We start from the raw sequence: 13,297 nt of genomic DNA on the forward strand, positions 1-13,297 counted from the left end.
CCGCCCAGCGCCACGAGCGCACCCTCCGCAGCAGGCTCGCTTAACGCGCCGGAAAGCGCTGATCCGGGGCCGGACCGAAACGTTCTGACCCCCCCTGCCCGTTGTTAGACTTCGCGTTCACTCCACCGGGTTGCCGTCTCCCGAGGTGCACAACAGTTCGATATGCACCCGGTGGAACAACGCGTTTTATCCACGGATGTGGACAGATTGTGGGAAACACCCACAAGGGTGATGGAGCACTCACCCGCGCCCTTCTCGACACGCGCGACGGACCGTTCGTCGCCACACACCCGGGGATCAAGGGGACGTTCCGTGGACATCAAGTTCCGGTCTGGGGGAGAGGCGACGGTCCCCGCCGATGCGCAGCAGATCTGGCTGGCCGCGCTCGAGGAGCTGCGCTTCCAGCTCACCCGTCCGGGGTACGAGACCTGGCTGCGCAACGCGGTCCTGCTCGACTGCCCGGACGGGCGCACCTTCACCATCGGCGTCCCCACCCGCCTGGCCCGTGACTGGTTGATCGAGCGCTACTCGCCGGTGATCCGCGAGACCCTCTCGGAGCTCACCACCCGCGACTGCGAGGTGATCATCACCGTCGACCCGGCGTCGACGCCGCCGCCCGACGAGCCCTCCCCTCTCCCCGACGAGATGCCGGGCACCATCTCCGACAGCCTCGACGCCCAGACCACCGGGTCGAGCGTGGCCCGGCTCAACCCCAGCTTCACCTTCTCCGCGTTCGTGGTCGGCAACTCCAGCCGCTTCGCGCACGCCGCCTGCCGCGCCGTGGCCGCGGCGCCGGGCAAGGCATACAACCCCCTCTTCCTCTATGGAGGGGTCGGGCTGGGCAAGACCCACCTGATGCACGCGATCGGGCACGCGGTGCGCGAGGGTCACGTGCGCCGCCCTCCGAAGGTCGCCTACGTGACCTCGGAGAAGTTCATGAACGAGATGATCGCGTCGATCCAGGAGAACCGGACCCACGACTTCCGGACGCGCTACCGCACCGTGGACGTCCTGCTCATCGACGACATCCAGTTTCTGGCAGGAAAGGACAGAACTCAGGAGGAGTTCTTCCACACCTTCAACGCCCTGCACGAGGTGCAGAAGCAGATCGTGATCAGCAGCGACCGTCCTCCCAAGGACATCCCCACCCTCGAGGAGCGACTGAAGAGCCGGTTCGAGTGGGGTCTGATCGCCGACATCCAGCCCCCCGACTTCGAGACCCGGCTCGCCATCCTCAACAGCAAGCTCGGCGCCAACGGCCGGCTGGTGCCCGACGAGGTCTGCTCGTTCATCGCGCACCGCATCCAGAAGAACATCCGCGAGCTCGAGGGCGCGCTGATCCGGGTGCTCGCCCACGCCTCGCTGGCGGGGCAGCCGGTGACCCTCGAGAGCGCCACCAGGATCCTCCGCGACATCCTCCCCGACGACGCCGGCGCACCCCCCAGCGTCGACCTGATCCAGGAGACGGTGGCCGCCTATTACAGCATCCCGCTCGAGGAGATGAAGGGACGGCGCCGCGACAAGCACATCGTCTTCCCGCGCCAGGTGGCGATGTTCCTCATCCGCGAGGAGACCGCCTCCTCGCTGCCCGCCATCGGCCAGGCGTTCGGCGGGAAGGACCACACCACCGTCCTCCACGCCTACGAGAAGATCCTCGAGCTGAGCCGGGAGGACGCCCGGCTGCAGAGCGACCTGCGCCAGATCCGGGACCGCCTGCATGCGCGCTGAGCACCGCGAGGACGAGGCTGTGGACTCCGGCGGGAACCAGCGGTGGGAAACCCCGCGCGACCTCCGCGCTGTGGGCGGCCACCGGCATCCCGCCCCGCCATCCCCAGCGTCTCCCGCCCCCCGGACCGGCGTTCGATCGGGCGGCAGGGGGTTATCCCCGCGGTGCACCGCCCTACTGGGACGACTGAATACATACACCATTCCTGAGAAGGAACCGCCCTGGTGACAACCGCCTCGCCCATCACCGAGAGCACCCTCATGAAGTGCACCGTCTCCCCGACCGCCGTGGCCGCCGCCCTCAGCCTGGTCTCGCGCGCCGTCTCACCCCGGTCGACGCTGCCGATCCTCAGCAACGTCCTGCTGGAGACCACCGGCGAGGGCCTGCGGCTCACCGCCACCAACCTCGACCTCACGATCACCACCACGGTGCCCGCCGAGGTGGTGCGCGAGGGACGGGTCACCGTGCCCGCCCGGCTGGTGACGGAGTACGTCTCCTCCCTCGCCGAGGCGCCCTGCACCCTGGAGCTCGACCCCGCCACCCAGGTGCTCCGGATCACCTGCGGCATCCACCGCACCAACATCCACGGCATCGACGCGGTCGAGTTCCCGCCGCTGCCCGCGCGGGACGCCGAGGCGGCGGTGATCCTCGACGCCCAGACCCTGGATGCGGCGATCGGCCAGACGGCGGTGGCGGCGAGCACCGACGAGGCGCGCCCGGTGCTCACCGGGGTGCTGCTGCAGCTCGAGGGCGACGGGGTGACCCTCGCCGCCACCGACGGTCACCGGCTGGCGGTGCGGAAGCTGCCGCGGCAGGGCGAGGGCGACGGCGAGGCGCCGGCCACCAGCGTGATCGTGCCGGCACGGCACCTCGGCGAGGTGGCCCGGGCGATCACCGCGGCCCGGCCCTCGGTGGAGGTGACGCTGTCGGCGTCGCGCAACCACATCTTCTTCACGATGCGCGACGTGGAGGTGTCCTCGCGACTGATCGAGGGCGCGTATCCCAACTACGCCCAGGTCATCCCCGCCTCCCAGAGCACCACCGTGACCCTGTCGTCGGCGACCCTGCTGCGTGAGACCCGAACCGCCTCGATCCTCGCCAAGGACGCGGCCAACGTGGTGCGCCTGGCCACCGGCGAGGGCACCCTCACCCTTCATGCCCAGACCGCCGAGGTGGGCGACGACGAGGCCCCGCTGGTGGCCACGGTGGTCGGCGAGGGGGTGCAGATCGCCTTCAACGCCCGCTACGTCCTCGACGCCCTCGCGGTGATCGACAGCGAGGAGGTGGCGCTCGGGTTCAACGGACCGCTGTCACCGGGCGTGATCCGGCCGGTGGGGCGCGACGACTACCTGTACATCGTGATGCCCGTCCGCGTCCCCATGTAGGGCGGTCCCCGCGGCTCAGCGGGTTCCGCCGGTCGGGCCGCCGTCGAGGGCGCGGAAGCGCAGCCGCTTGACGACCTCGCCGCCGAGGTGCTCGTTGAGCGAGGCGATCAGCCGGGGTGAGTCGAGCTGGAGCTGGTGGGCGAGGGCGCCGTGGGCGGTGGCGATGGTGAGCACCCCGCGGTCGAGGCCGGCGGGGCGGCAGAGCGGGGCCAGGTGGGGTCCCACCACCACGGCGAGGACGTCGTCGAGCTGGGCGTCGCGGACCTTCCGGCTGATCCCCATCCGGCGCAGTGCCGGCCACACGATGGCGTCGAGGCGCTGCTCCGCGGGAAGCCGGCCGGGCTCGGCCTCGGAGCTCATGCTGCCGACCCTCCCTCGACGACCACCGCGGGGACGCGGTCGACCCGGCCCGCCGCCACGGTGAGGTGGCGCACCCGATCGCTGCCGAGGGCGAGGCCGGCGGGGTCGGTGGTGGTGAGCACGGTCTGCAGAGAGGTGCCGGCGCCGAGGGCGCGGAGCAGCCGCTCGCGGCGCAGCGAGTCGAGCTCGCTGAGCACGTCGTCGAGGAGCAGCACCGGCGCGGTGCCGAGCAGGGCGGTGAGGTGGCGCACCTCGGCGAGCTTGCAGGCGAGCACCAGGCTGCGCTGCTGGCCCTGGCTCGCCGCCGCCCTCGCCGGCCGTCCGTCGAGGAGCACCTCGACGTCGTCGCGGTGGGGGCCGGCCACGGTGACCCCCCGGGCCAGCTCCTCGGCGCGGCGTGCCTCCAGCGACCCGGCCAGCCAGGCCGAGGCGTCCTCCGCGGTCGCCGGCGGGTCGCCGTCCAGCCCCTCGGCGCGGTAGCGCAGGTCGACCTGCTCGCGGCCGTCGCTGATCTCTCCCAGGGCGGCGGCGGCGAGCGGGGCGAGGGCCTCGACGAGCCGCAGGCGGGCGACCAGCACCGTCCCGGCGGAGCGGGTCAGCTCGGCGGTGAAGCCGCGCAGCGGCGCGGCGCTCGCCTGGCCGAGGCGCACCTGGCGGAGGAGCGCGTTGCGCTGCTCGAGCACCCGCCGGTATCGGACCATCTCGGCGGCGGCGCGCGGATCGGTCTGGGCGACGACCATGTCGAGGAGCCGCCGCCGTCCCTCCGGGGCGCCCTTCACCAGGAGCAGGTCCTCGGGCCAGAAGAGCACCACCGGACAGACGCCGAGCACCGCCCGGGCGGCCCGGGGCACGCCGTCGACGGTGACGGTGCGCACCATCGCGCCCTGGCCGGCCGGCCGCTGCAGCCGGAGGTCGATGACGGTGGGGCCGTCGGGCCGCTGCACCAGGGCGCGCACCCGGGCGGCGTCGCTGCCCCAGCGGACCAGCTCGGCGGCCGAGGCGGCACGCGGTGAGCGGGTGAGCGCGGCGGTGGCGAGGGCCTCGAGCAGGTTGGTCTTGCCCTGGGCGTTGGGACCGGAGACGACGTTCAGCCCGGGGCCGAGCTCGACGGTCTGGTCGGTGTAGTTGCGGAAGCAGAACAGGCGGAGCTCGTCGACGCGGCAGGCGGGGGCTGCGCTCACCGCACTCCGCTGGTGGACCGGGCCGACAGCAGCGCGATCAGCCGGGCGGTGGCGGCGGCGGCGTGGGGACGGGCGATGCCCGAGAGCGCCTCGCGCATCGCCAGCAGCCCCGTCGACCCGGGACGCACCAGCTCGGCGACGGCGTCGACCAGGGCACCGTCACCGGGCACGTGCCGGCCGGCGCCGACGGTGACGACGAGGTCGACGTTGCCGCGCTCCTGCCCGGGCAGGTGGGAGGTGATCAGCAGCGGCACCCCCGCGCAGAGCGCCTCGGTGATCGTCGCCGGACCCGCCTTGCTCACCAGCAGGTCGCTGGCGCGCAGCCACTCCGCCATGTTGGGCACGAAGCCCTCGACGTGGAGGCTGGTCGGCGGCCGCGGCTCGAGCGCGAGCAGCCGCTCTCGCACCGCCGTGTTGCGACCGCAGATCACCACCAGCTGCAGGTCGACGCCGGCGGCGCAGATCGCCCGGGCGCGGCGGAGCAGTCCGCCCGAGCCCTCGCCGCCGCCGGCGAGCAGCACCGTGCGCCGGCCCGGGTCGAGCCCCAGCCGGCGGCGCAGCTCGCGCCGTTCGACCGGGGTCGGTGGCCGCACCGTGAAGCTCTCGTCGACCGGCATCCCGAGGTCGAAGCAACGGTCTGCGTCGATGCCCGCCGCACGGATGCGGTTGAGCGCGGCCGCCGAGGGGGTGACGATGGCGTCGATGTCGTCGCAGATCCAGGCGGAGTGCACGTCGACGAGGTCGGTGATCACCGTGATCAGCGGGATCGCCGGCCCGGTGCGGCGCTGCAGCACCCGGGCGGCGGCATGGTTCACCAGCGGGTGGAACGACACCACCGCGCTCGGGGCGTGGGCGTCGACCAGCTCGGTGAGGCCGGGCTCGAGCAGCCGCAGCACGGTGGCGCGGAGCGCGGCCACCGCGGGGCGCGAGTTGCTGGCGTGGAAGAGCGCGCCCCAGAGCGGGGGGAGGTGGCGGATGAGCGGCGAGTAGAGACCGACGGTCCAGCCCACCGGCCGCGGTGCCGCGTGCACGAAGGGGTCGAGGAGGTGGGGGGCGGGTGCGTCGGGGAGGCGCACCAGCTCGCGGGCCACCGCCTGGGCGCTGGCGCGGTGGCCGCCACCGGTGTCGGCGAGCAGGAGGAGGACGGTGCGCGGAGGGCTCGGCGGCCGCGGCGGCGCGCTCGGGGCGGACTCCGAGGAGGCGGCGGTCACGGGGGCGTCGGGCATGTGCGATACCCTACCTCCGAGGCACATGACCTTCGAGAGCAGGCGTCCCGACGGACCGAACAGCGCCCGCCGGGCAATCGCTGTGCTGTCGATGCACGCCTCCCCGGTCGGGCGGCTGGGCAAGGGCGAGAACGGGGGAATGAACCTCACCGTCCACCAGCTCTGCGCCGGCCTCAGCGCGCGCGGCGTCCCCAGCGACGTGTTCGTGCGTCGCGACGATCCCCACGCCCCGGCCGAGGAGCTGATCGCCCCGGGCAGCCGCCTGGTGCGGCTCGACGCCGGCGCCCCCGAGCCGCTGCCGAAGAGCCGCCTGGTCGCCGAGCTGCCGCTCTTCACCCGCGCCCTGCTCGAGCACGTCGCCTCGGAGCGGCGCCCCTACCGCCTGGTGCACTCCCACTACTGGCTCAGCGGATGGGTGGCGCGCCGGGCCGCCCTGCAGTGGGCGGTGCCGTGGGTGCACTCGTTCCACACCCTGGCGCGGATGAAGGCAGCCGCGGGCATGCCCGACGAGCCCACCCGCGGCGAGGCCGAGCAGGTGATCGCCCGCGCCGCCGGCCGGCTGGTGGCGATGAGCCCGGCCGAGGAGCGCGCGCTCATCGAGCTCTACGGCGTCGACCCCGACACCGTGTGCGTGGTGCCGCCGGGGGTGGACATGGAGCACTACCAGCCCCGCCCCACCGGGCGCACCCGCGCCCGGCTCGGCCTGCTCGGCCGCCGGGTGGTGGTGTACGCCGGCCGCCTCGAGCGCCTGAAGGGGGCCGACCTCTTCATCGACGCGGTGGCCGAGCTGCTCCGGAGCCCCGGCACCGAGGACGTGGTGGCGCTGGTCTGCGGTGACGACAGCGGCGACGGCCGCCGCCAGTCGCGCCACGCCGGCGGCGAGCGCGGCCGCCTCGAGGCGCTGGTGCGCGAGCGCGGGCTCGAGGGCCGGGTGCGCTTTCTCGGAGCGGTGCCGCCGAGCCGGCTCGCCGAGCTGTACGCCCTCGCCGAGGTCTGCGTGGTGCCCTCCCACACCGAGTCCTTCGGGCTGGTGGCGCTCGAGGCCCAGGCCTCGGGCACCCCGGTGGTGGCCACCGCGGTCGGCGGCCTCGTCGAGGTGGTCGAGAACGGCGTCACCGGGTTCCTGCTCGAGGGTCGCGACCCCGCCGCGTTCGCCGGCCGGATCGGCGAGCTGCTCGGCGACACCGCGCTCCGCGAGCGCATGGGCGCGGCGGCGCGGGAGCGGGCCGGCCGCTACACCTGGGACCGCTCGGTGGAGCGGCTGCTCGCCCTCTACGACTGCGTCGAGTACCCGGAGGCGGCCGGGACGCTCGAGACCTGCGGCTGCCTGTGACCGGGCTGCGTCCCGCCGGAGCACCGCCGCTCCGCACCGTCTTCCTCGACCTCGGCGACACCCTGATGTACGTCCATCCCGACGTGCCCACGGTGTACCTGGAGACCTGCCGCGAGCTGGGCCTCGAGGTCGAGCCGGCGGGGGTGGCGGCGGCCCTCCACGCCGGCGAGCGCCACTACCGCGAGGCGCTGCGCACCGGCCGCTCCTTCGAATCGTCGATGGTCGACGCCCGCGCCTTCTGGCAGGAGTACAACCAGCTCATCCTCGGCGAGCTCGGCGCCGCCGGCGACACCGCGACGATGGCCCGGACCCTCTCCGAGCGGTTCTGGTCGCCGCCCTCCTGGCGGGCGTTCCCCGAGGTCCACGAGGTGCTCGGTGCGCTCCGCACCGCGGGGGTGCAGCTCGCGGTGATCTCCAACTTCACCGACGCGCTCGTCGCCGTCTGCCGCACCCACGAGCTCGACGGGTATTTCGACTGCCTGGTGGCCTCCACCGTGACCGGGTCGCAGAAGCCGGACGTCAGCATCTTCCGCGAGGCGCTCCGCCGCACCGGCGCCGACCCCGAGACCAGCCTGCACGTCGGCGACAACTACATCGCCGACGTGCTCGGCGCCCGCGCCGCCGGCATCGACGGGGTGCTCGTCGACCGCACCCGCGGCGGCGGCCGGGGGATGTTCGACTTCGCCCTGCGCGACGGCCTCGGCGGCAGCCGCGGCGCGGTGCTCGACTGCCCGGTGGTCGCCGACCTCCGCGAGCTGCTGGCGCTGATCGAGACCTAGGCGAAGCTCACCGCGAAGGCCTCGAGACCCTCGCTGACGAAGCTGGTCAGGGGCGCCGGGTTGCTGCCGTCGGCGTTCTCGATGTAGGCCTGGGTGGTGCCGGACGGGTCGGCGAGCAGGTAGGCGATCTCGCCGCCGGAGATCGCCGCCGCGATGGTGTCGAGGTCGGAGGCCGCCGGGCCGGTGGCGAGGCGGGTGACGTCGCCGCCGCGCACCCCGATGCGCACCAGTCCGGGGGTGTCGCCGGCGGGCCGGTCGACGGCGAGCAGGGTGCTGGCGTCGGCGTAGGCCACCGGGGTCAGGCCGGGGCCGAGACGGCGTGGGGTGGGGTCGCCGCCGCGCAGCCGGACCAGCCAGCCGCCCTCGACCTCGGCACGGCCCTCGCGGTGCACGGCGAGCTCGCTGCCGTCACTGTTGAGCGCCGGGGCGGTGGCCTCGCCGTTGATGCCGGGGACCGGGTAGCGGATGCCCAGCGCGGGATCCGCGAGGTCGACGTGGAGGAGCCCGTCGGGGGCGCGGACGGGGAGCGCGAGGACGCTGCCGTCGCCGCTCCAGGTGGGCTGGCCGGCGAGCGGGTCGCCGGGTGGGAGGAGCCGGTCGGAGTCGGCGACGGGGTCGTAGAGGTGCACCGTCTGGGCGGTGCCGTAGGCGAGCAGCCGGCCCGCCGGAGACCAGGACGGGTGGCTGGCGCCGCTGTGGATGTCGGTGTCGAGCCCGGTGGCGAGGTCGATGAGGTGGAGCTCGGGTGGTGCCCCGGCGACGGTGAGGTCGTGCTCGACCACCGCGATCCGGCGGCCGTCCGGCGACGCGGTGGCCTCCAGGTAGGCGGCCTGGGCTCCGCCTCGGGGCACCGCGCCGCAGCTCGCCTGGGCGCAGCGGGCGGCCTGGAGCACGGTCGCCGCGGGCGCGGGCTCGCCGTCGGAGAGGGCGCCGAGTCCGGTGAGGAGCACCTCGGAGGCGGCCTCGCCGCGGCGGCCGGCGAGCACCAGGGCATGCTCGGCGCGGCCCAGCCCCCCGGTCCGGAAGTGCAGCGCCACCGCCCTCTGGACCGGCTGGAGGTGCTCGTTGCGGGCGCCATTGCCGATGGTCACGGTGTAGCTCGTCGCCGGGTCGAGGAGCCGGCCGGGGAGCAGGAGGAAGCGGCCGTGGTCGCGGCGGTTGGCCACCACCCGGGTGCCCGCCACCGCCGGGGAGAGGTGGATCGCGGCGGCGGTGGCGGGGCCGTCCATGAGGTCGTTGAAGGAGACCACCACCGGGCTGTCCATGGGGACGTCGGTGGCGCCGTCGGAGGGGCTGCCGCTCAGCAGCTGCGGGGCCGGCGCGGTGGTGAGCTCCCAGTGGTGGTCGAGGGAGTTGGCCGCGCCGCCGGTGTCGCGCACCCCCGAGTCGATATGGAAGGTGTACTTGGTGGAGGGGAGGAAGATGGCGCCGCGGTGCTCGAGCACGAGGGTCGCCGACGCGGGCAGCCAGGTGACCCGGCAGGGGGCGCCGGCGGCGGCGCCGAAGGCGTGCCCGAGGTCACAGCCGGCGAGCGGTGGCTCCACCCGGAAGCGCCGCGCCACCGAGGCGTGGTCGACGGGGTGGTCGAACACGACCTTGATCGGGGCGTCGGCGGTGATGCTGGTGGAGCCGCCGGCGGGGCTGAGCGCGATGATCTGCGGAGGCGCCCCTGCGCAGCCGGGCAGCAGCGCGGCCGCCAGGCCGAGGACGATCCCTCCGGCGGCGGCTCGCCGCCCGATCCGGGTCCCGGTCAGAGAGGCTTGCGCAGCGCCGACTCGACGTCGATGCCGGGAGGCGATCCCGCGCCGGCCTTGACCTCGATGCGCGCCGGGCGCTCCGCCGCCAGCCGGTTCACCGCCAGCGGCGACTCCTGGAGATCCCGCTGGGAGTGGGTGTAGGCGCCGTGGAGCGCCCCCTTGCGGAGCAGGATGACCCCGGTCTCGGTGCCGCCGGCGACCACGACGGAGCCGTCGACCTTCTCCTCCGACAGGTACTCGAGGAGCTGCTCGAAGTTGACGAAGCGTCCCAGCAGGCCGGTGAACAGCGGCCGGGCGGTGAGCAGCTGGGCGAGCGCCACCACCGTCTCTCCGCTCAGCTCGATGACGTCGAGCAGGCCCTCGCCGCGCTCCATGCGCCGGCGGAGGTGCTGGAACGCGATCTCGGCCTGGGTGAGGGTGCCGTCGCTGAACAGCGCCTCGAGCACGTGGCCGTCGTGGAGCAGGAGCACGCCGCTGAAGCCGGGGCCCTCGAGCCGCACGTAGCCGGTGAGCTTGTCGGTGTCGAGGGTGCGCAGCAGCTTGGGGAAGTCGACGAAGGCGCTCTTCAGGCCCTCGTAGATCGGCTTGCCCGCGGGCAGCGGGTAGAGCTCGCCGAGCGGCTTCGCGTTGGGGTTGCCGTAGACCTGGCCTGCGTCCGGCGACGTGGTGGGCGGCTGGGCGATGCCCATGGTGGGGATTGCGGTCTCGGTCACCATGGTGTCTCCCGTCGTGATCGGCGTCGGTGGGGGTGGCGGCGAACCCCAGGAGGTGGCGGCGGAGGCGACCGGCTTCGCCGGCTCCGCGACCGCGGTGGCCACGCCCGTGCCCCGGCTGTCGGCGACGCCGCCCACGGCCTGGACCTCGAGGGGGCGGCCGCTGCCGTTGCTCGGGGCGGCCACCGGCTGCCGGCGCTCGGCCTCGGCGAGGAGCTCGGTGGTGGCGGCCTTGATGGTCTCCTCGGCGGGCAGCTTCGCCCGCGGGTCGAAGGTGAACTGCCCGTCCTTCCAGGAGAGGGCGGAGATCACCGCCTCCTCTCCCTGGCCGAGATCACCCGCGGCGTGGAAAAGGTGTCCGAAGAGAAAATAGAGCGAGCAGCTGGCATCCCCGGACGCCACCGAGAGCGTGCCGGTGGCACGCTCCGACTGCATGGCCTCGAGCAACGAGGCGAGGCTGTTCTGCGCGAGCGAGCCCTGCGTCTGCACCCGGGTCTCCTCCTAGCATGCTGGTCGAGCGGTTACTCCGGGGGGCATCCGCGCGGCTCAGCCGACCGCGTTGCACCGCGGGCATAGGTCCGGCGACCTGACCTGTGGCAGTGGGCGGCCTATAGTAGCAACGATTCGCGCGCTGACACGCTCGCCGCCCCCCTCTGACGTCCCCGCGATCATGCCGTGACCGCTGCCACATCCGCCAGTTCCGTGTTGCCAGAGCGTCCGCGCGCCCTCGCGCCGCCCACCTCGCCGGCGGACTCGTGGGACCGCGCGCTGGCGGGATGGCCGCGCGCCCACCTGCTCCAGAGCCATGGCTGGGGCGCGGTGCAGGCGGCGACGGGCTGGAGCGTGCACCGACTCCGTGTCGACGCCGGCGCCGGCCGCACCCTCCCGGTCACCGCGCTGTCCGCTCCGGTGGTGCCGGGGGCGCCGCCCCGCGTCTACGTCCCCCGCGGGCCCGCCTGCGCCCCCGCCGACGCCACCGCATGGGCGGCGGCCCTCGCCGCGCTCGAGGAGCTGGCCGCGCGGCTGGGAGCGGTGCACGTCACCGTCGAGCCCAGCGCCTGGAGCGAGGACGCGCCGGAGCTGGAGCGGCGGCTGGGCCCGGGCTGGGCGCCGGTCGACCCGGTGCAGCCCTCCCACACCGCCGTCGTCGACCTCGCCGGGGGCGAGGCCGCGGTGCTGGCGCGGATGCGCCCGAAGGGCCGCTACAACGTGCGCCTCGCCGAGCGCCGCGGCGTGGTCGTGGAGACGCTCACCGACGAGCGGCTCGCCGCCGCCCGGCTGGCGCGGCTCTGCGCCGCCACCGAGCGACGCCAGGGGATCGTCCTGCCCGGCTCCGGCCATCTCCGGCTGGTGCTCACCGCCCTCCCGGGCGCCTGGGTGCAGATCGCGAGCGTCGACGGCGAGGTTGCGGCCGGCGCCCTGGTGGTGCCCTTCGCCGGCGAGGCGATCTACCTGTACGGCGGCTCGTCGTCGGCGCACCGCGAACGCCAGCCCTCGGCGCTGATGCAGTTCGCGGCGATGCGGGCGGCGCTGGCCGCGGGGTGCACCCGCTACGACCTCTGGGGCATCCCCCCCGACGCCGACGCGAGCCATCCCTGGCACGGCCTGCGCCAGTTCAAGCTGGCCCTCGGGGGCCACGAGATGGTCGCAGCGGGGGCGTGGCGGCGGGAGCGCCGGCCGCTGGCGGGGCGGGCGCTCGAGGCCGCCGAGGCCGCCCGGCTGGCGGCACGCCGGGTGCGCCGGCGGCTGCACCATGGCAGCGGAGGGTGACGTGCCCATAGAATCGCGCCGCCTGATGCGGACGCTGGGATGGATGTGAACGGACAGCGACGGGTCCTCGTCATCGACGACGAGGCGCTCATTCGCAAGACCGTCCGGCTCGCCTGCGAGCAGGAGGGCTATGCGGTGCAGGAGGCGGAGACCGGCACCCAGGCGCTCTCCGCCCTGGAGAGCTTCCGCCCCGACATCATCCTGCTCGACCTGATGCTGCCCGACATCAGCGGCTTCGACATCTGCCGCGACATCCGCCGCACCGGTTCCAAGGTGCCGATCCTCATCCTCAGCGCCAAGACCGAGGAGATCGACGTGGTGGTGGGGCTGGAGATCGGCGCCGACGACTACATCGTCAAGCCGTTCCGGCCGCGGGAGCTGCTCGCCCGCATCGCCGCCCACCTGCGCAAGGCGCGCCAGGACGAGGAGCGCGGCGACGACGGGCGGATGGTCTTCCGCGACCTGGTCATCGACGTCAACGAGCGCCGGGTGTTCCGCGGGGGGATCGAGGTCAACCTCACCCACACCGAGTTCGACCTCCTCACCCTGCTCGCCGCCCAGGCGGGCAAGGCGCTCTCCCGGGAGAAGATCCTCAACGCGGTGTGGGGGTACGACCACCCCATCGAGACCCGGGTCATCGACGTGCACATCCGCAACCTGCGGCGGAAGATCGAGGAGAATCCCTCCCAGCCGCTGTACATCCTGGCGGTGCCGGGGGTGGGCTACCGGTTCACCGCCACCAAGCCCTGACGGGGCGGTTCACCGTGCTGGTGAGCACAGGGATAGACTTCGCCTCTACATGTCCATTCCGATGCTCCAGCCGCGGCGGGGGGAGATCCGCGCCGCGCCGCCCACGCCCGCCGACCCCTGGGTCTCGATCACCGTGCTCCTGCTCGGGCTGACGGTGGTCGGGCTGGTCGCCGGCGGGGTGCTGGCCGTCGACGACTGGACCACTCCGAGGGCGGAGCAGCCGCTCCTCCTCACCGTGCTCGGCATCTTCGTCGTCGCCCTCGGGATCCCGGTGATCACGGCCGCGGCGCGCTGGGCACGCACGGGTCAGCGGTAGC

General features: G+C 74.0%; 12 protein-coding genes. 7 read left to right on the forward strand and 5 right to left on the reverse strand.

The features are described 5' to 3' along the window. Nucleotides 1-369 precede the first annotated feature (369 nt). Together dnaA and dnaN are read left to right on the forward strand one after the other, a co-directional pair. Complete coding sequence (gene dnaA / locus VGL20_11145) at nt 370-1,728, forward strand: chromosomal replication initiator protein DnaA (GenBank protein ID HEY2704235.1); 1,359 nt, start codon at nt 370-372, stop codon at nt 1,726-1,728. 222 nt (nt 1,729-1,950) lie between these two features. Next, nucleotides 1,951-3,111 carry a DNA polymerase III subunit beta gene (gene dnaN / locus VGL20_11150; GenBank protein ID HEY2704236.1) on the forward strand — a complete coding sequence of 387 codons (1,161 nt, stop codon included), beginning with the start codon at nt 1,951-1,953 and terminating at the stop codon, nt 3,109-3,111. A gap of 15 nt (nt 3,112-3,126) precedes the next feature. Here the strand turns inward: dnaN and VGL20_11155 are convergent, their stop codons facing one another. From VGL20_11155 to VGL20_11165, 3 genes are read right to left on the reverse strand one after another with little or no spacing between them, the layout of a single operon-like run. Further along, the gene (locus VGL20_11155) at nt 3,127-3,471 is read right to left on the reverse strand and encodes a DUF721 domain-containing protein (GenBank protein HEY2704237.1); all 345 of its coding nucleotides are present in this window, start codon (nt 3,469-3,471) and stop codon (nt 3,127-3,129) included. Beyond that, the gene (gene recF / locus VGL20_11160) at nt 3,468-4,652 is read right to left on the reverse strand and encodes a DNA replication and repair protein RecF (GenBank protein HEY2704238.1); all 1,185 of its coding nucleotides are present in this window, start codon (nt 4,650-4,652) and stop codon (nt 3,468-3,470) included. Before recF ends, VGL20_11155 begins: the two co-directional genes overlap by 4 nt. Next, nucleotides 4,649-5,878 carry a glycosyltransferase gene (locus VGL20_11165; protein HEY2704239.1) on the reverse strand — a complete coding sequence of 410 codons (1,230 nt, stop codon included), beginning with the start codon at nt 5,876-5,878 and terminating at the stop codon, nt 4,649-4,651. The genes recF and VGL20_11165 overlap by 4 nt, the downstream gene beginning before the upstream one ends. A gap of 91 nt (nt 5,879-5,969) precedes the next feature. On the opposite strand from VGL20_11165, the gene VGL20_11170 reads away from it, so the two are divergent. Together VGL20_11170 and VGL20_11175 are read left to right on the forward strand one after the other, a co-directional pair. After that, on the forward strand, nt 5,970-7,211 hold the full coding sequence (locus VGL20_11170) for a glycosyltransferase (GenBank protein ID HEY2704240.1): 1,242 nt from the start codon (nt 5,970-5,972) through the stop codon (nt 7,209-7,211). Further along, on the forward strand, nt 7,208-7,990 hold the full coding sequence (locus tag VGL20_11175) for an HAD-IA family hydrolase (protein ID HEY2704241.1): 783 nt from the start codon (nt 7,208-7,210) through the stop codon (nt 7,988-7,990). The genes VGL20_11170 and VGL20_11175 overlap by 4 nt, the downstream gene beginning before the upstream one ends. Here the strand turns inward: VGL20_11175 and VGL20_11180 are convergent. Beyond that, nucleotides 7,987-9,789, reverse strand: coding sequence for an Ig-like domain-containing protein (locus tag VGL20_11180; GenBank protein ID HEY2704242.1), 1,803 nt, complete (start codon nt 9,787-9,789; stop codon nt 7,987-7,989). The two genes, VGL20_11175 and VGL20_11180, sit on opposite strands and share 4 nt — an antisense overlap. Continuing rightward, nucleotides 9,741-10,949 (reverse strand): DUF4388 domain-containing protein, encoded by a 1,209-nt coding sequence (locus VGL20_11185; GenBank protein HEY2704243.1) that lies wholly within the window; start codon nt 10,947-10,949, stop codon nt 9,741-9,743. The genes VGL20_11180 and VGL20_11185 overlap by 49 nt, the downstream gene beginning before the upstream one ends. Nucleotides 10,950-11,162: 213 nt before the next feature. Between VGL20_11185 and VGL20_11190 the strand changes: the two genes are divergently transcribed. The 3 genes from VGL20_11190 to VGL20_11200 all read left to right on the forward strand — a co-directional run bounded on the left by VGL20_11190 (nt 11,163) and on the right by VGL20_11200 (nt 13,296). After that, on the forward strand, nt 11,163-12,230 hold the full coding sequence (locus tag VGL20_11190; GenBank protein ID HEY2704244.1) for a peptidoglycan bridge formation glycyltransferase FemA/FemB family protein: 1,068 nt from the start codon (nt 11,163-11,165) through the stop codon (nt 12,228-12,230). 39 nt (nt 12,231-12,269) lie between these two features. After that, on the forward strand, nt 12,270-12,980 hold the full coding sequence (locus VGL20_11195; protein HEY2704245.1) for a response regulator transcription factor: 711 nt from the start codon (nt 12,270-12,272) through the stop codon (nt 12,978-12,980). Nucleotides 12,981-13,041: 61 nt separating this feature from the next. Continuing rightward, a complete protein-coding gene (locus tag VGL20_11200) occupies nt 13,042-13,296 on the forward strand; it encodes a hypothetical protein (GenBank protein HEY2704246.1) in 255 nt (84 codons plus the stop codon). Nucleotide 13,297 lies beyond the last annotated feature (1 nt).

The sequence above is a fragment of the Candidatus Dormiibacterota bacterium genome (assembly GCA_036495095.1).
Lineage (GTDB): Bacteria > Chloroflexota > Dormibacteria > Aeolococcales > Aeolococcaceae > CF-96.

What these genes read in the sequence shown, in the direction of transcription:
- VGL20_11200 (HEY2704246.1), top strand. Translation starts at nt 13,042, where the DNA reads ATGCTCCAGCCGCGGCGGGGGGAGATCCGCGCCGCGCCGCCCACGCCC.
- VGL20_11170 (HEY2704240.1), top strand. Translation starts at nt 5,970, where the DNA reads ATGCACGCCTCCCCGGTCGGGCGGCTGGGCAAGGGCGAGAACGGGGGA.
- VGL20_11155 (HEY2704237.1), bottom strand. Translation starts at nt 3,471, where the DNA reads ATGAGCTCCGAGGCCGAGCCCGGCCGGCTTCCCGCGGAGCAGCGCCTC.
- VGL20_11195 (HEY2704245.1), top strand. Translation starts at nt 12,270, where the DNA reads ATGGATGTGAACGGACAGCGACGGGTCCTCGTCATCGACGACGAGGCG.
- VGL20_11165 (HEY2704239.1), bottom strand. Translation starts at nt 5,878, where the DNA reads ATGCCCGACGCCCCCGTGACCGCCGCCTCCTCGGAGTCCGCCCCGAGC.